The sequence below is a fragment of the Enterococcus sp. AZ120 genome, assembly GCF_050546165.1.
In the GTDB taxonomy this organism is placed as follows: Bacteria; Bacillota; Bacilli; order Lactobacillales; family Enterococcaceae; genus Enterococcus; species Enterococcus faecalis.
The window spans coordinates 591,787-607,601 of sequence record NZ_CP172950.1; the positions used below are offsets into that span (position 1 = coordinate 591,787).

A 15,815-nucleotide genomic window follows, 5' to 3' on the forward strand; every position below is an offset into this window, starting at 1 on the left:
TCCAGTTTAATCGGAATTTGAGGCTACTTTGTTGAAATTATTTAAGATTCTAACATTTCTGCAGGTAATAAAATCGTTTCACGATGGCCATCATCAAAAGCAAAAATTCGCGACGGATATGCCGTAGAATAACTAAATGGTAAGTCGATGGCCATTTCTACTGAACTATTTTCTTGAGAAAAATGGACAGTCACTTTGCCATTATTGTTCAACAAATCAAAGTGAAGTAAGTCGTTTAAAGGGATAACCCCTTTTAGATTTAAGTCAATAATCAACCAAATACTATCAATTAAGCCACTAGGTAAGCTAGAAACAACACCTAATGAAGCATAGCGGCTACGGTCACTATCAAAACGTTCAAACATATGGATGACCTCCTTTTTGTTTACTTACTTTTAGTATACTGCAAATTTAAAAAAAAGAAATTGTTTCGTTTGAAAATATTGCGTAGATTAGCAAAAATTTAATATTCCTCTGTAGCTTCCTAGCTTTGCAGGTGTCATCATTTATGTGAAGAAATCACGACATGCAGTAAAAAGAAAATGGGACGTACGTTGTTTCAACGTACATCCCATTTCTAAAACTTAAGAGAATCAGCTGAACAAAAGTGTACTCTTTATTCGGCTAATTCTGGTTCAGTCGTTTCAGCAGCTGTTCCTTCTTCTTCTTCAGGAGCAGTTTGTGCTTCAACAATAGCAACTAGTTGTTCTTCTGGATCAGTTAAAATTTCATAGTCTTTGTGTTCAGGTAAATCAGCGATTGTAAGAGCATCACCAATTTCTAAGTTTGTAATATCTACTTCAATTGATTCTGGCAATTTGTCTGGTGTGGCTGCCACTAAAACAGTGTACAAGTTTTGAGCTAAGGTACCCCCAGCTTTCACACCTGCAGATTCACCAATTAATTGAACTTCTGCTTCGACTTCTGTTGTTTCTTTCATATTTACAGATAAGAATTCAACATGAAGCATTTGACCAGTAAAGGTATCTAACTGTGCTTTCGACATTAATGTGTTGATGTTTTTGCCATCAACTGTCATTTTAATAACGGTGTTAGCACCATGTTCGCGTAAAATTTTTGATAAGTCTTTTTCTTCAAAATAGATTGGTGTACTTTCAATTTGGTAACCGTAAACAATGGCAGGTACTTTCCCTTCGTGACGTAGCTGATTTCTTAGTGAACGTGGACGGATAGCTCTTTCTTTAACTTCTAATTGTACTGACATAACCTAATTCCTCCTTGAAATAATGAGTGATTTGGTTAAACTCAGAAACAAAACATAATGGAAAAAAGAAACTCTTTTTTCAGTTGTTCTTGTCTAGAAAAATGCTAACAATAATCAAAAAATCCCCACAAATATTGCCAGGCAACACTCATGGGAATGGTTCATTGTTATCGTTGTTCTCTCCCAGGTCATTACGCTGTTTTTGAGAAACCTTTATTTACTTTACTTATTAACCGTAACACTTATATTTTTATACGTCAAGGAATTACCTTTTTCCACTTTTCATCTTTAACGGATTCCACTATACTTATACCAGAATGGAGCTGAACAATGCGATTAGATAAATTACTAGAAGAACTTCAGTTTGGATCACGCAAAACGGTGAAACGATTAATCAAAGGCAAGCAGGTCACTGTGGATGGCATCGTGACTTTAAATGAAAGCCAAAATGTCGATGCGCAATTACAAATGATTAAAGTAAAAGGACAATTAATTTCGCATAAGACCCATGTGTACTATATGTTGAATAAGCCAAAAGGTGTGGTTAGCGCTGTCTCAGATGCATCTAAAAAAACAGTTATTGATTTGATTGCGCCACAAGACAGACGCCCTGGTCTTTATCCAGTGGGCAGACTCGATGGCGATACGGAAGGGTTACTTCTATTAACAGATAATGGACAATTAGGGTATCAATTAATTCGGCCAAATAAAGAAGTAGCGAAATGTTATGAAGTGAAAGTCAATGGTTTGGTCTCTGCAGAAGATTGTGCTAAATTTAAAGATGGGATTGTTTTGCAAGGAGGCATTCAATGTAAGCCAGCAAAAATAACTGTTCTTGCAGCGACTGAAACGGAGAGTCATGTTTTCCTGACTATTCAAGAAGGAAAATTTCACCAAGTGAAAAAAATGTTTTTATCTGTGGGGAAAAAAGTGACTGCTTTAAAACGTCAAACTATGGGGCCGTTGCGGCTAGATCCGCAATTACCTTTAGGTGCTTATCGTTCATTAACAAGAGAAGAGTTACAATTGCTATTGCCTTATTTTTTTATTGAAAAACAACAAACAAGCAAAGCGTTACCGAGTAATTTGAAAAGAGAAGAGGAACGGAAATGAAAACATTGCTTTTTGATGTTGATGATACATTGTTAGATTTTAAATTGGCTGAAAAGAAGGCGCTCCATGCCTTATTTGAAGAAGAAAATGTACCATTTACATCTGAAGTCGAGTCAACATACCACCGAATTAATCAAGGATTATGGCGTTCATTTGAAGAAGGAAAAATAACAAAAGATGTTCTCCTTGATACACGGTTTGGTTTATTGTTTGACGCGTTTAATCGAGAAGTTGATAGCGTTAAAATGGGAGAAAACTACCGAGAATATTTAAGTCAAGGACATGACTTGCTTGGCAATAGTCAACGTATCTTGGAAAAATTAGCACCCCATTATGATTTATATATTGTGACAAACGGAGTGGCAAAAACACAGTATCGTCGGTTGGAAGATTCGAAATTAATGCCTTATTTTAAAGATATTTTTGTTTCAGAAGAAGTGGGTTATCAAAAACCGATGAAAGAGTATTTTGATTTTGTTTTTGAACGGATTCCTAATTTTAGTAGAGAAAAAACAATGATTATTGGCGATTCTTTGCATTCAGATATTCAAGGAGGCCAACAAGCGAAAATTCAAACTGTTTGGCTCAATCCGACCTCCGCTCCAGCAACACCAACAATTCAACCCAATTATACGATTCAACAGCTAGATGAGTTGTTACCAATTCTTGGGCATTAAAAAAACAACATTTCCTGTACAGGAAATGTTGTTTTTTAACTTAAATGTAACCGTAAGCGAACCATATCTTTTAAAGGCAAGCCGTTTTCCATAATGGGCTCATCATAATGATGGATAAAAAAATCTGGTTCAATATGTGTCATTCGAAAACCGACTTTTTGGTAGAGATATAGTTGTTGAAAGCCTGTGCTCCCAGTCCCAATCTCCAAGTAATCATACTTTTCTTTTTTTGCAAAATCAATGGCAAAATGTAATAACTCTTGTCCGATGCCCCGCCCTCGGCTTTCTTCTGAGACAGCGATGTTTACGATTTCCAATGTCCGTGGGTGAGTCGGCAACAGGACTAAAATTCCTTGAAGTTCTTCAGTCTGATAGTCAAAGCAAATGCCGCGGGTAATGTAATCTGCCACCATTTTTTTTGAGGGATCTGCCTCATAAAGAAGAGCGTAATGCGCAGTTGTAAGTGCTTCTTTTTTGACTTTTTTAATCATAGGTAGGATTCTCCTTTTATTGATAAGTATACTGTAATTGAAAGAAGTGTGGGCAGATTTTTCATAAGAAGATAAAAATCACATGAAAAGTCTTGGAAAAGGTCTGGCATTCTTCAGAGTTTTCATTATAATAGTAAAAGACAATGAAGTTTTTGAAAAGAAAGAGGTTTATACATGAAAGATAGTCAGCCAATTATCATTGGTGTTACTGGCGGATCAGGAAGCGGAAAAACCAGTGTTAGCCGTGCGATTTTTAATAATTTTCCCGATCATTCAATTATGATGTTAGAACAGGATTCTTATTATAAAGATCAGAGCCATTTGAGTTTTGAAGAACGTTTAAATACCAATTATGATCATCCTTTTGCGTTTGATACAGATTTATTGATTCAACATGTTGAACAACTGTTAAACTATCAAGCCATTGAAAAGCCAGTTTATGACTACGTTGCGCATACAAGAAGTACAGAAACGGTGATCCAAGAACCGAAAGAAGTAATTATTCTTGAAGGGATTTTAATTTTAGAAGATCGCCGCTTAAGGGATTTAATGGATATTAAAGTGTATGTGGATACAGATGATGACATCCGTATTATTCGTCGAATCAAGCGTGATATGGAAGAACGTGGCCGTACGTTGGATTCTGTGATTGAACAATATTTGACAGTCGTCAAGCCCATGTATCACCAATTTATTGAACCTACGAAACGTTATGCAGATATCATTGTGCCAGAAGGTGGCGAAAACCACGTCGCTATTGATTTAATTAATACAAAAGTGGATAGTATTTTAACAAAAATGTAATAGTTAGCTTAAATAGCCGTCTCTATATCAGAGTCGACTGTTTAAGCTTTTTTTGACTTTTAAAGGGTGGTTTTATCAAATATTTTAAGGGATAGCTAAAAAGTTGAAAATATTGCAAGAAACAATATGATATAATTTTTTAAAGGAAAAGGAGGGAAGGGAATCTGAATGATAAAAAGAGGTGAGGTTTTTTATGCGAATCTCTCACCAGTTGTTGGTTCTGAACAAGGTGGGATTCGACCTGTCCTGATTATTCAAAATAACAAAGGTAACTTATTTAGTCCAACGTTGATTGTTGCACCGATTACCCGTAACGTAAGCAAGCGGCTGCAACCAACGCAAGTCCTCATCGAAATTCCCCATAACGAGTGCAGGACGCCATCACTTATTTTGTTAGAACAAATTCGAACATTGGATAAAGAACGAATGCTACACAAGGTTTGTCAACTTTCTCGTGAAGAGATGGAACAGGTCAATCAAGCTTTAAAAGTTAGCGTTGGTATCCGTTAATTTACATATAAAGAAATCGTTTTGGGGAAACGGTTTCTTTTTTTTGTTGAAATGGTTTCCAAATATTCGTTTTTCTCGTATAGTGAAAGAGGAGGCGATCACATGGATAAAATTCGTTATGGAATTATGAGTACTGCCCAAATTGTCCCAAGATTTGTAGCAGGGCTTCGAGAAAGCGCGCAAGCTGAAGTGCGCGGGATTGCATCAAGGCGTTTAGAGAATGCTCAAAAAATGGCTAAAGAATTAGCGATTCCGGTGGCTTATGGCAGTTATGAAGAGTTATGTAAGGATGAAACAATTGATATTATTTATATTCCCACCTACAATCAAGGACATTACTCAGCAGCTAAGCTTGCGTTATCACAAGGAAAACCCGTCCTACTGGAAAAACCATTTACATTAAATACTGCTGAAGCAGAAGAACTCTTCGCAATCGCACAGGAGCAAGGGGTTTTTCTAATGGAAGCTCAGAAGTCTGTCTTTTTACCAATTACCCAAAAAGTAAAGGCGACAATTCAAGAAGGGAGATTGGGAGAGATTTTATGGGTTCAGTCAGTTACTGCCTATCCCAATGTGGACCATATTCCCTGGTTTTACTCGAGAGAAGCGGGTGGTGGAGCGCTTCATGGCTCAGGAAGTTATCCATTACAATACTTACAATACGTATTAGGGAAAGAGATTCAAACTGTTACGGGAACCGCAACGTATCAGCAAGGGGCGACGGATAGTCAATGTAATTTAGCTTTGAAATTTGCTGAAGGGACGCTGGGCAATATTTTTATTAATGTTGGTTTAAAGATACCTAGTGAAATGACCATTTGTGGTACAAAAGGGCAAATCGTTATTCCTAATTTCTGGAAAACAGATTGTGCTTATTATACAGATGCTCAAGGCAACACTGTCAAATGGTCTGAACAATTCACTAGTGAATTTACCTATGAAATCAATCATGTGAATCAATGTTTACAAGACAAAAAGTTAACTAGCCCCGTAATGACGAAAGAATTAACGATAGCAACCGTTAAAATTGTTGAAGGTTTTTATCAAGAATGGTTTGATAACGAATAATTACCACCACTTGCTATCCAAACTATTCTGTGTTAAAGTGTGTTTTATGCGACGAGTTGACTCAATCAGATAGCTTCGGCTATTCCGTTTTGACGGCTAGTGATTGTCAAACACAACGACACCAGATAGTACGGCTATCAGTTACCGGATTTGTAACGTGTCGGACAGAATACTTTTGTGGAGAAGGTCTCTGTCTATTTATGCAAATAAATAGTGTGGTATCCCTTAACAGTTACTACTGTTAAGGGATTTTTTTGTATGAAAAGAGAAGTGTTGCACTTTTATAAGTGCAACTTTTTTGTGTTGTGGAACAGATAAAATAACGCTATAGTTTTAAGTGTAAAGGGAAAAGAAAAGAGGTGACAAGGCATGACCGTGTTGTTGTCCAAAAGAGCGATAAATATTTTATTGATGCTTTTGGATTTGGAAGGGAGTATTACCACGCAAGAATTAGCTGAGAACTTTACTGTCAGCGTTCGAACAATTAAGTATGATTTAGAAGATATTCGTGCTTGGTTTGAACAGCACGATGAGACACTTTATTCAAAACGAAATAAGGGAATCTGGCTAGATTTACCTGACTCTAAACGCTTACTGTTAAAAAATGAAATTATCGATGTCGATCGATTTGAAACCTATCCTGATCAAAAAAGACGAGTCAATGTATTGATTTTTCAGTTATTGTCAGTCAAAGGGTACTTAACGGCACAGCAGCTAGCAGATGAATTATTAGTGAGTCGAAACACAATTGTCAGTGATTTGGAACAGGTCGAACGGTTGCTGCAAGCATATGATTTAACCTTAATTCGCCAAGCGCGGCAAGGGTTTACAATCAGTGGTGAAGAAAGCAATGTACGCTTACTGATGGAATTTATCACTCAAAAAGAACTTACAGAATACGATATTTACCAAATTATGAACTATGTGACAAAGACAAAAGGGGCTGAAAAAATCCCTAAAATTAAATTTGGGTCAGGGACATTGTTTCAAGGTTGTTATCGTAGTGCATTGAAAAAAATGCGAAATTTAATTAATCCACTCGATCAAAATCAATTTGATTATGCCGAAATATTATCTATTACGTTGAGAGTGGCAATTGCCGCAGCACGTATGCAGATGGCACATACAATTGGGACTTACCGAGTGTTATCACAAAAAACACGCTTTGAACAACGGAACGAAGTACCACTTTTACTTTTACAAGAGGTGTTTGAACGTTATGACTTGCCTTTATTAGCGGATGAATATTTTTATATTTATAGTGATTTATTCGGAACCCATCAACGGCAAGATATGGTTCAATTAACAAAGCAAGTGATTGAAAGCGTTTCAAAAGAGCTGAATTATCCTTTTGTAAATGATCGCCAATTATTTACGAACTTGTTTGCACACCTGTCCTTACGTTTTACAAAGAAACATTTATTTATTAATGAATACAATCCGTTTTCTGAAGAAATCAAAGGAAAACACCCAGCGTTATTTTTAGCTATTCAAAGTGCCTGTAAACAATTAATTCAACGTTCTGTTTTGTTAGTCAACGATTCTTTCTGCGCATATATTGCGTTGCATTTTTTGGCAGCTCAGGAACGACAACAGCAGGAAGCTAAAGTTGTTAGGATTGTGTATGTTTGCTCGACGGGCTTAGGTGTGACCAGTTTAATTGAACAAAAAATTTTAGAGGAAGTACCAAACGTTGAACTCGCAGGATTTGCTTCTGTTTTAAATGCAACTGAAGTGATTCAAGCAGAAAAGCCCGATTTGGTATTGAGTATTTTCCCAATTGAAGAAATGACATACCCATTTATTAAAGTTAGTCCATTGTTGACGGACACAGACTTAAGTTTGATTCGGGAAGAGGTCGATAAAATTTTATTAGGGAAACGTCAAGGAAAAGGTACCGCTCGCTCCACGAAATCTGATGTAATTGAAAAAAATGAACGGATACAAAGCCAAGATTTATTAGTAAAAGCGTATATTATTTATGAAGAGTTAAAACGAATGTTTCAAACAAAGTTACTGAGCGAATATCAAGAAGCCTTTTTACTTCACGTTTTATTAATGACACATCGGATTACGTTTAATAAACAATACGAAGAGATTCCTTGTAATAGAGAAGTATCTCATGAACGGCAAGAAGAAATTCGGCAAATTGAATGTTTATTTGCTAAAAATGAGTTACCTGTCAATCATGCTGAAATTTCAGCATTACTTAATTATTTAGAACAACCAAAGGAGGAAGAGGATGGAACTAGCAATGGAAGCACAGGAGATCATTCGACAAAGTGCTGAACCAGAAAAGCTACAATCGATTATCAAACAAACCAGTGCGCGATTAGCAGAAGCACAAATTGAACCAACGGAATTACAGTGGACGATTTTGATTAACCATCTCAATGAGATGCTGAATCGTTCAAGAGAAGGAACGACATTAGCTGGTGTTGATCGGACGTTATTTACGGAACTAACACCAGAAACGTTGAAAATTGCACAAGAAACAACAGAAGCAATTGGTCAGTTATCAGAAGATGAATGGTATGTTTTAGCTGTTCATTTTGAAGTTGCTAAACAAAACAATTAATAGGAGGAAAAGTTATGATTACAGTAGTTATCGCAGATCGTTTAGGAAAAGGACAAAATGTTGCAAAAGGAGTGGAGCAAGCCGGTGGTCGCGCGGTTGTTGTTCCAGGAATGGGCGCTGATATGCGTTTAGGAGATGTGATGCAACAAGAAAAGGCTGATTTAGGCATTTCTTTCTGTGGCAGTGGTGGTGCAGGGGCGTTAACGGCTGCTACTAAATACGGGTATCCCGAAAGACATGGCATGCGATCAATCGAAGAAGGGGTAACAGCAATTAACGATGGGAAAACTGTTCTTGGATTTGGTTTTATGGATCAGGAAGAACTTGGTAAACGAGTAACTGAAGCATTTATTAAGAAACACGGAGCATAGAAAGTAGTAACTTAGAAAGGAGCGGTAATTATGGATGCCACAAAACGGTCAACACAAACCGTGATTGTTTCTGGAAAAGGTAATAAGAAGAATGAAGCTTTTGCAAGTGCATTGAATGATGTTTCAAAAAAAGTATTAAAAGAAACAACAGAGGTCCTCATCCGGATTGAACCGAAAGAAGTAACTATTCGTCAGGCAAAAGAACAAGTTTATACAGAAAAATTTCTGTTCTTCTTCTTTCCTAGAAAGAGAGTGATTTATCATGTCGAACTAGCTGTAGAAGTGGAAATCCAAGCCATTGCAGTCGAAGAAGTTGATTTTTTAACGGAAACAATTAAAGAACCGAACGCAGTAGTAGTTCCGTTTCTTTCAAAAAGAGGCGTATAAAGGGAGGAAGAAGGAATGGAATTTGTAATCATTTTGCTGAAGTCATTGCTTATTGGTGGTTTACTAGGTTTTGCAGCTGGCGCAGGCGCTGCTCGGATGTTTCATGCACCACAAACGCAAGGGTTAGGGGCATTTAGAACATTAGGAGAAATGAACGCGGCACAAGGAGATCCAGCATCACACTTTTCTTTTGGTTTAGGTTTTTTCTTTAATGCTTGGGCTTCGGCCGTCGGAGCAGGGGCCTTTACACAAGATGTGACCCACCGGATTGTGCCTAACTGGGCTGCAGCAATTTTATTGGTAAAGGATAAAGATGTCACTAAAACGATGCATAATCCCAAAAAAATGGGGATTGTCGGGGCCTTTGTAGGAATGGCGACTGTGGCTTTCTTAAATAGTACAGCTGCAGCAATTCCAGAATCGCTACAAGTAACAGCAGTTGCGGTGTTGGTACCTGCAGCAACGATTTTAATCAATACTGTGATGCCTGTTTTATTCTGGCTAGCGGCTTTAGATGCAGGAAAACGGACGGGTTTCTGGGGAACATTATTTGGCGGATTATCTCAATTAGTCATGGGCAATGCTGTCCCAGGAGTTGTATTAGGGATCTTAATCGGTAAAGGTGTCGATGATTTAGGGTGGACCCGAATGACACGCGGCATGCTTGGTGCCATTATCTTATTATTTATTTTAAGTGGCTTCTTCCGAGGGTTCGACTTAGAAATGATCGAAAGTTTCCGCTTGTCTATTCCTCAATGGTTAAATAATTTACACAATGTCTTCACCGTTAAATAGAAAAAAGGAGGTCTCATAGATGGAACAGCAAGAAAAAAATGAATGGGCACAACAAGAACAAGAAATTCAAGAAGGTTTAAAAGGCAAAAGTTTTTGGTATGCTGATTGGGGCTTTCCCATTTTAGTCGGGATTATGTCAGCGGCAATTTTTGCAGGAACACATATGTATGTAGTTTATGGTGTGGGCGCCTTTAATGAAGTTTCAATTGTTGCGATGCTAAAAGCTGGTTTAGATGGTGGTTCTTATGGCGCTGCCGCAGCATTTGGTGCAAGTTTCCTGTTTGCACGAATTTTAGAAGGTTCTTTAGTCGGGATTTTAGATTTAGGTGGCTCAATTTTAACGGGGATCGGGATTGGCGTACCTGCAATTTTCCTCAGCATGGGTATTAAAGCACCTGTAGAAAACTTTGGCTTAGCACTTTTAACAGGTGCGCTACTAGGGTTAGCAGTTGGTGGCGTAATTGTGTTGATTCGGAAATTTACTATCAATCAAGGAAATTCCACTTTTGGTGCGGATGTGATGATGGGTGCTGGTAATGCCTCAGGACGTTTCTTAGGTCCATTAATTATTTTGAGTGCGGCGGGAGCTTCGATTCCTATTGGGATTGGTGCCACATTAGGCGCTTTAGGTTTTTACATTTGGAAAAAGCCAATCGCTGGGGGCGCAATTTTAGGCGCAATGATTTTTGGTGCAATATTCCCGGTTTCTTTATAATCAGAAAAAGCCTTTTGTTTTGCACTTTCTCTGTCATGAATAAGAATAAGCGTTTACATTATAATGTTACTATGTTATTATAAATGCGAAATAATTATTATTTTTATTAGTTGAACGGAGGAATTAACAAATGAATGGTTTTGTACAGTGGATGGAAGTTAAGTTAATGCCGATTGCGAATAAATTTGGTTCGCAACGCCATATGACAGCGATTAGAAAAGGATTAATTGCAACGATGCCTTTAACAATTGTGGGCTCATTCTTTACAATTTTTCAAAATATTCCAATTGAGGCATACACAAAATTGATTGAACCTTATCAAGCAATTTTAGATATTCCTTCCCGCTATACGATGGGGTTACTTGCACTTTATGCAACATTTGGGATTGCTTCATCATTGGCCAAAAGTTATAAGCTTGACTCTTTGACGTGCGGAATTTTAGCATTAATGGCCTTTTTAGTAACAGCGGCACCACCAACACGTGTCTTTGAAGATGTTGACAACGTCATTACAGCAGGGCGCTATATTAATTTAGCAAATTTAGGTTCAGCTTCTTTATTTGGTGCGATTGTAACAGCGCTGTTATCTGTTGAAATTTATCGCTTCTTTATTGAAAAAGATATTATGATTAAGATGCCAGATGGCGTACCGCCTGAAGTGTCAAATTCATTTATTGCGTTAATTCCAGGAGCAGTTATTCTTTTATTATTCTGGGTTATTCGCCACGTAATTGGTTTTGATTTGAATGGTTTCTTGAGTACGTTATTAATGCCACTTAAAGGTATCCTTGCTGGTAACAGTTTATTTGGCGGCTTACTAACAGTCTTCTTAATCTGTTTCTTCTGGGTTTTAGGGATTCATGGTCCAGCGATTATGGGCCCAGTTATTCGTCCTTTCTGGGATATGTCGATTGCAGAAAACCTTGAAGCTTTTACCAATGGCGCAAACGTTCATCAGTTACCTAATATTTTTACAGAACAGTTTTTACAATGGTTTATCTGGATTGGTGGCGCTGGAACTACGCTTTCTTTAGTTGTTTTAATGATGTTTTCTAAATCAACGTATCTGAAAAGTCTTGGCCGTTTATCGTTCTTACCAGGCTTGTTTAATATTAATGAACCAGTTATTTTCGGAACGCCTATCGTAATGAATCCTATTTTAGGTATTCCGTTTATCGTGGCACCGTTAATTACCACAACGTTATCTTATTTCTTAACAGTCGCTAATATAATTCCGATGATGGCTGCACGTTTAGCGTTTGCAATTCCAGCACCAATTGCTGCTTGGATGAGTACCAATTGGAGTTTTTCGGCCGCAGTATTAGTGATTGTTAACTTCTTAATTACAATGGCTATCTACTATCCATTTTTCAAAGTTTATGAAAAACAACAATTGGATAAAGAAGCAGAAGAATTAGCAGCTGAACAAGCAGCGAAAAATTAAAAAATGTTAGGGCGGGTGTTCTGATATGAATATCCTGCCCCTTCTAAGTCAGAGAAGAAAGTCAGGAGCGTATAAGATGATTATTTGGTTCATTTTCTTTTTTATCGTTAGTCAAATTATTATAGAAAAAGGGCAGTTGCCTACTGTTGTTTATCAATTTGGTTTGGTAAAGACGTTGGTTTTTACGGCAGTTTGTATTACTCTTTCCATGATAATTGGCGGATTTCTAAATCAACCAGTATTGCTCGTTGGCTCTACAACAATCCTGTGTAGCTCGGTGATTGCTTGGAAATTTCGAAATAAATTTGAAAATAGCGGAGTGTGAGAACGAAGATGAAAAGAGCATTAGGTGTATCAGTTTATCCAGATCATAGTGATATCAATCAAGATAAAGCGTATTTAAAAAAAGCCAGCGAATGTGGGTTTACTCGAATTTTTATGAGTATGTTAGAAGTGACCGATGGCAAAGAAGCGGTTCAGAAAAAATTTAAAGAATTAATTAGTTATGCGAAAAATTTAGGATTTGAAACAATTTTAGATGTCGTTCCAAGTATCTTTGATGAATTGGAAATTTCATATGATGATTTGACTTTTTTCAGCGAATTAGGAGCTGACGGGATTCGGTTGGATACAGGTTTTGATGGAAATAAAGAAGCTATGTTGACGTTTAATCCATTCGGCGTGGCTATTGAGCTGAATATGAGTAATGATGTTGCTTATCTTGATAACATTTTGACGTATGAAGCGAATCGACCTTTCTTATATGGTTGTCATAACTTTTATCCACAAGCGGGAACTGCATTGCCGTATGATTTCTTTGAAAAATGTAGCATCCGTTTTAAAGAGGAAGGTATTCGGACAGCTGCTTTTATTTCATCACAGGTAGGTGAAATTGGTCCTTGGGATGTGAATGATGGGCTACCTACTTTAGAAATGCATAGACAGTTGCCAGTCACTGTTCAAGCTAAACATTTATTTGCAACAAATTTAATTGATGATGTTGTTATTGGAAATGCTTATGCTTCCAACGAAGAATTAGAAGCATTGGGTCAGTTGAATCGTTATCAAACAGAATTGACCATTGTTTTTGAAGAAGCGACTTCTGAAATTGAAAAAGAAATCGTAACAAAAAATCAACATTTTCGCCGTGGAGATATCACTCATCAGATGATTCGTTCCACAGAAGTGCGTAAAAAATATAAAAATGAAGCTAATCCCCCACATGATAATCAAGCAATGCTACAACCTGGAGATGTTGTTGTGGGAAATGATGCATTTGGAAAATACAAAAATGAATTACAAGTCGTTTTAGAACCACATCAAGACTCACGCAAAAATCGAGTAGGGCGTATTATAGAAGAAGAACTTGTATTATTAGAATTCATTAAGCCTTGGACAAAATTTAGATTTATAGAAAAGTAGGGAAGAATATGGACTACGATTTACTTATAAAAAATGGACAGACAGTAGATGGTATGCCTGTTGAAATTGCAATTAAAGAGAAAAAAATAGCTGCTGTTGCAGCAACTATTTCAGGTTCTGCAAAAGAAACTATCCACTTAGAACCAGGTACTTATGTATCCGCAGGCTGGATAGATGATCACGTTCATTGTTTTGAAAAAATGGCTCTTTATTATGATTATCCAGATGAAATTGGGGTCAAAAAGGGTGTTACGACAGTGATTGATGCTGGGACAACAGGTGCTGAAAACATTCATGAATTTTATGACTTAGCGCAGCAAGCAAAAACAAATGTTTTTGGATTAGTCAATATTTCTAAATGGGGCATCGTTGCTCAGGACGAACTCGCAGATTTAAGTAAAGTACAAGCGAGTTTAGTCAAAAAAGCGATTCAAGAATTACCAGATTTTGTTGTAGGGATTAAAGCCCGTATGAGTAGGACCGTTATTGGCGATAACGGCATTACGCCTTTAGAATTGGCCAAACAGATTCAGCAAGAGAACCAAGAAATTCCCTTAATGGTTCACATTGGATCAGCACCGCCTCATTTAGATGAAATTTTAGCCTTGATGGAAAAAGGGGATGTCCTAACCCATTGTTTTAATGGGAAAGAAAATGGCATCTTAGACCAAGCAACGGATAAAATAAAAGATTTCGCTTGGCAAGCGTACAACAAAGGAGTCGTATTTGATATCGGGCATGGTACGGATAGTTTCAATTTTCACGTAGCTGAAACAGCGTTGCGCGAGGGAATGAAAGCTGCATCAATTAGCACAGATATCTACATCCGTAACCGAGAAAATGGTCCTGTTTATGATTTAGCCACAACGATGGAAAAACTCCGTGTGGTCGGCTATGATTGGCCAGAAATTATTGAAAAGGTAACCAAGGCTCCTGCTGAGAATTTCCATTTAGCTCAAAAAGGCACGTTGGAAATAGGTAAAGATGCTGATTTAACGATTTTCACGATTCAAGCAGAAGAAAAAACATTGACTGATTCTAATGGATTGACACGAGTAGCCAAAGAGCAAATTCGCCCAATCAAAACAATTATTGGAGGACAAATCTATGACAATTAGTTACGAAAAATTCCACTTAAAAGAAGTCATCAACGCTTCTGGGAAAATGACCATTCTAGGTGTCTCCAAAGTTTCGGAGGCAGTCCTAGCGGCTCAACGATTCGGCGGCGAACATTTCTTTGAAATGAGTGAACTTAGTGTGCAAACAGGAGCTTTTTTAGCCAAATTGTTGAAGGTAGAAGATGCCCAAATCGTTTCCTCGGCTTCGGCGGGGATTGCCCAATCGGTGGCTGCCTTGATTGGAAAAGGCAGCTTGTACCACGTGTATCATCCCTATACAGAAAAGATCGAACAGCGAGAGATTGTTTTACCTAAAGGGCACAACGTGGACTACGGCACGCCTGTAGAAGTCATGGTAGCGCAAGGCGGCGGCCAAGTAGTGGAAGCTGGCTACGCCAACATGTGCAGTCCAGAACACGTGGAAATGATGATTTCCGAAAAAACAGCGGCCATTCTATACATCAAAAGCCATCATACCGTGCAAAAAAGTATGCTGACGGTGGCCGAAGCGGCCAAAGTGGCGCAACGCCACAAGGTGCCGCTAATTGTTGACGCGGCAGCAGAAGAAGATCTTTTCAAATACACTGAAGCAGGCGCTGATTTGGTGATTTACAGCGGCGCCAAAGCAATTGAAGGGCCAAGTGCCGGTTTAGTGGTCGGGAAAAAAGAATACATTGACTGGGTGCGCCTACAAGGCAAAGGCATTGGTCGAGCAATGAAAATTGGCAAAGACAATATCCTAGGTTTTACCCAAGCAGTGGAAGAATACTTGGCACATGGCAGTGAATCAGGGGCTTCGATGCAAGAGCGCTTAAAACCGTTTGTTGAAGCCATCAACAACCTGTCAGATTTAACCGCTAAAATCGTCCAGGATGGCGCCGGACGAGACATTTATCGCGCCAGTGTCAAAGTGGACGGCAGAAAAACCGCCAAGGAAGTCATCCAAGCGTTAAAAGCAGAAAGTCCAGCCATTTATACGCGAGAATATCAAGCCAACAATGGCATCATTGAATTTGACATTCGTTCTGTCAATCAAGAAGAAATGAACAAAATCGTGCAACGATTACAAGAAATTATGGAGACAAAGGAGAAATAAG

The 15,815-nt window shown here is 38.0% G+C and carries 19 protein-coding genes; 16 read left to right on the plus strand and 3 right to left on the minus strand.

Translation table 11 applies throughout. From position 1 onward, the window contains the following. Positions 1–41: 41 nt before the first annotated feature. A complete protein-coding gene (locus IGJ46_RS02865) occupies positions 42–365 on the minus strand; it encodes a DUF960 domain-containing protein (RefSeq protein WP_002355697.1) in 324 nt (107 codons plus the stop codon). A gap of 251 nt (positions 366–616) precedes the next feature. Next, the gene (locus tag IGJ46_RS02870) at positions 617–1,225 is read right to left on the minus strand and encodes a 50S ribosomal protein L25/general stress protein Ctc (protein WP_002358773.1); all 609 of its coding nucleotides are present in this window, start codon (positions 1,223–1,225) and stop codon (positions 617–619) included. 330 nt (positions 1,226–1,555) lie between these two features. Here IGJ46_RS02870 and IGJ46_RS02875 point away from each other — a divergent pair, with 330 nt between their 5' ends. Together IGJ46_RS02875 and IGJ46_RS02880 are read left to right on the plus strand one after the other, a co-directional pair. Continuing rightward, positions 1,556–2,338, plus strand: coding sequence for a pseudouridine synthase (locus tag IGJ46_RS02875; protein WP_002361308.1), 783 nt, complete (start codon positions 1,556–1,558; stop codon positions 2,336–2,338). Beyond that, complete coding sequence (locus IGJ46_RS02880; RefSeq protein ID WP_002355700.1) at positions 2,335–3,015, plus strand: YjjG family noncanonical pyrimidine nucleotidase; 681 nt, start codon at positions 2,335–2,337, stop codon at positions 3,013–3,015. Before IGJ46_RS02875 ends, IGJ46_RS02880 begins: the two co-directional genes overlap by 4 nt. A 35-nt stretch (positions 3,016–3,050) precedes the next feature. Here IGJ46_RS02880 and IGJ46_RS02885 read toward each other — a convergent pair whose 3' ends face one another. Next, a complete protein-coding gene (locus IGJ46_RS02885; RefSeq protein ID WP_002363227.1) occupies positions 3,051–3,506 on the minus strand; it encodes a GNAT family N-acetyltransferase in 456 nt (151 codons plus the stop codon). A gap of 174 nt (positions 3,507–3,680) precedes the next feature. Here IGJ46_RS02885 and udk point away from each other — a divergent pair, with 174 nt between their 5' ends. The 14 genes from udk (at position 3,681) to IGJ46_RS02955 (ending at position 15,814) form a co-directional block, all read left to right on the plus strand. Further along, positions 3,681–4,310: a uridine kinase gene (gene udk, locus IGJ46_RS02890; RefSeq protein ID WP_002355702.1), complete on the plus strand. Its 630-nt coding sequence runs from the start codon at positions 3,681–3,683 to the stop codon at positions 4,308–4,310. Between the two features lie 168 nt (positions 4,311–4,478). Continuing rightward, the gene (locus tag IGJ46_RS02895; protein WP_002355703.1) at positions 4,479–4,820 is read left to right on the plus strand and encodes a type II toxin-antitoxin system PemK/MazF family toxin; all 342 of its coding nucleotides are present in this window, start codon (positions 4,479–4,481) and stop codon (positions 4,818–4,820) included. 102 nt (positions 4,821–4,922) lie between these two features. Further along, positions 4,923–5,888 (plus strand): Gfo/Idh/MocA family protein, encoded by a 966-nt coding sequence (locus IGJ46_RS02900; protein WP_010822589.1) that lies wholly within the window; start codon positions 4,923–4,925, stop codon positions 5,886–5,888. 369 nt (positions 5,889–6,257) lie between these two features. Beyond that, entirely contained in the window at positions 6,258–8,177 is a 1,920-nt protein-coding gene (locus IGJ46_RS02905; protein WP_002388793.1) for a BglG family transcription antiterminator, read from the plus strand. Then, a complete protein-coding gene (locus tag IGJ46_RS02910; protein ID WP_002386165.1) occupies positions 8,143–8,466 on the plus strand; it encodes a PRD domain-containing protein in 324 nt (107 codons plus the stop codon). The genes IGJ46_RS02905 and IGJ46_RS02910 overlap by 35 nt, the downstream gene beginning before the upstream one ends. Positions 8,467–8,480: 14 nt before the next feature. After that, positions 8,481–8,837 carry a glycine-rich SFCGS family protein gene (locus IGJ46_RS02915; protein WP_002355707.1) on the plus strand — a complete coding sequence of 119 codons (357 nt, stop codon included), beginning with the start codon at positions 8,481–8,483 and terminating at the stop codon, positions 8,835–8,837. Between the two features lie 30 nt (positions 8,838–8,867). Next, on the plus strand, positions 8,868–9,224 hold the full coding sequence (locus tag IGJ46_RS02920) for a DUF4312 family protein (protein WP_002355708.1): 357 nt from the start codon (positions 8,868–8,870) through the stop codon (positions 9,222–9,224). 15 nt (positions 9,225–9,239) lie between these two features. Beyond that, a complete protein-coding gene (locus tag IGJ46_RS02925; RefSeq protein ID WP_002355709.1) occupies positions 9,240–10,019 on the plus strand; it encodes a DUF4311 domain-containing protein in 780 nt (259 codons plus the stop codon). 19 nt (positions 10,020–10,038) lie between these two features. Next, positions 10,039–10,734 carry a DUF4310 family protein gene (locus tag IGJ46_RS02930; protein WP_002361314.1) on the plus strand — a complete coding sequence of 232 codons (696 nt, stop codon included), beginning with the start codon at positions 10,039–10,041 and terminating at the stop codon, positions 10,732–10,734. A gap of 130 nt (positions 10,735–10,864) precedes the next feature. After that, positions 10,865–12,178, plus strand: a complete 1,314-nt coding sequence (locus IGJ46_RS02935; protein WP_002358780.1) for a PTS sugar transporter subunit IIC — start codon at positions 10,865–10,867, stop codon at positions 12,176–12,178. Positions 12,179–12,203: 25 nt separating this feature from the next. Beyond that, positions 12,204–12,503 (plus strand): hypothetical protein, encoded by a 300-nt coding sequence (locus IGJ46_RS02940; RefSeq protein ID WP_002363233.1) that lies wholly within the window; start codon positions 12,204–12,206, stop codon positions 12,501–12,503. A gap of 8 nt (positions 12,504–12,511) precedes the next feature. After that, positions 12,512–13,600 carry a DUF871 domain-containing protein gene (locus tag IGJ46_RS02945; RefSeq protein ID WP_010819261.1) on the plus strand — a complete coding sequence of 363 codons (1,089 nt, stop codon included), beginning with the start codon at positions 12,512–12,514 and terminating at the stop codon, positions 13,598–13,600. Between the two features lie 8 nt (positions 13,601–13,608). Beyond that, positions 13,609–14,718 (plus strand): amidohydrolase/deacetylase family metallohydrolase, encoded by a 1,110-nt coding sequence (locus IGJ46_RS02950; protein ID WP_002373486.1) that lies wholly within the window; start codon positions 13,609–13,611, stop codon positions 14,716–14,718. Then, positions 14,708–15,814 carry a DgaE family pyridoxal phosphate-dependent ammonia lyase gene (locus IGJ46_RS02955; protein ID WP_218391448.1) on the plus strand — a complete coding sequence of 369 codons (1,107 nt, stop codon included), beginning with the start codon at positions 14,708–14,710 and terminating at the stop codon, positions 15,812–15,814. Before IGJ46_RS02950 ends, IGJ46_RS02955 begins: the two co-directional genes overlap by 11 nt. The last annotated feature ends 1 nt before the right edge of the window (position 15,815 follow it).

Coding starts and splice junctions, on each gene's coding strand:
- IGJ46_RS02940 (WP_002363233.1), top strand. CDS start 12,204: ATGAATATCCTGCCCCTTCTAAGTCAGAGAAGAAAGTCAGGAGCGTAT.
- IGJ46_RS02865 (WP_002355697.1), bottom strand. CDS start 365: ATGTTTGAACGTTTTGATAGTGACCGTAGCCGCTATGCTTCATTAGGT.
- IGJ46_RS02895 (WP_002355703.1), top strand. CDS start 4,479: ATGATAAAAAGAGGTGAGGTTTTTTATGCGAATCTCTCACCAGTTGTT.
- IGJ46_RS02880 (WP_002355700.1), top strand. CDS start 2,335: ATGAAAACATTGCTTTTTGATGTTGATGATACATTGTTAGATTTTAAA.
- IGJ46_RS02950 (WP_002373486.1), top strand. CDS start 13,609: ATGGACTACGATTTACTTATAAAAAATGGACAGACAGTAGATGGTATG.
- IGJ46_RS02945 (WP_010819261.1), top strand. CDS start 12,512: ATGAAAAGAGCATTAGGTGTATCAGTTTATCCAGATCATAGTGATATC.
- IGJ46_RS02930 (WP_002361314.1), top strand. CDS start 10,039: ATGGAACAGCAAGAAAAAAATGAATGGGCACAACAAGAACAAGAAATT.
- udk (WP_002355702.1), top strand. CDS start 3,681: ATGAAAGATAGTCAGCCAATTATCATTGGTGTTACTGGCGGATCAGGA.
- IGJ46_RS02910 (WP_002386165.1), top strand. CDS start 8,143: ATGGAAGCACAGGAGATCATTCGACAAAGTGCTGAACCAGAAAAGCTA.
- IGJ46_RS02925 (WP_002355709.1), top strand. CDS start 9,240: ATGGAATTTGTAATCATTTTGCTGAAGTCATTGCTTATTGGTGGTTTA.
- IGJ46_RS02955 (WP_218391448.1), top strand. CDS start 14,708: ATGACAATTAGTTACGAAAAATTCCACTTAAAAGAAGTCATCAACGCT.
- IGJ46_RS02885 (WP_002363227.1), bottom strand. CDS start 3,506: ATGATTAAAAAAGTCAAAAAAGAAGCACTTACAACTGCGCATTACGCT.
- IGJ46_RS02905 (WP_002388793.1), top strand. CDS start 6,258: ATGACCGTGTTGTTGTCCAAAAGAGCGATAAATATTTTATTGATGCTT.
- IGJ46_RS02920 (WP_002355708.1), top strand. CDS start 8,868: ATGGATGCCACAAAACGGTCAACACAAACCGTGATTGTTTCTGGAAAA.
- IGJ46_RS02870 (WP_002358773.1), bottom strand. CDS start 1,225: ATGTCAGTACAATTAGAAGTTAAAGAAAGAGCTATCCGTCCACGTTCA.
- IGJ46_RS02900 (WP_010822589.1), top strand. CDS start 4,923: ATGGATAAAATTCGTTATGGAATTATGAGTACTGCCCAAATTGTCCCA.
- IGJ46_RS02935 (WP_002358780.1), top strand. CDS start 10,865: ATGAATGGTTTTGTACAGTGGATGGAAGTTAAGTTAATGCCGATTGCG.
- IGJ46_RS02915 (WP_002355707.1), top strand. CDS start 8,481: ATGATTACAGTAGTTATCGCAGATCGTTTAGGAAAAGGACAAAATGTT.
- IGJ46_RS02875 (WP_002361308.1), top strand. CDS start 1,556: ATGCGATTAGATAAATTACTAGAAGAACTTCAGTTTGGATCACGCAAA.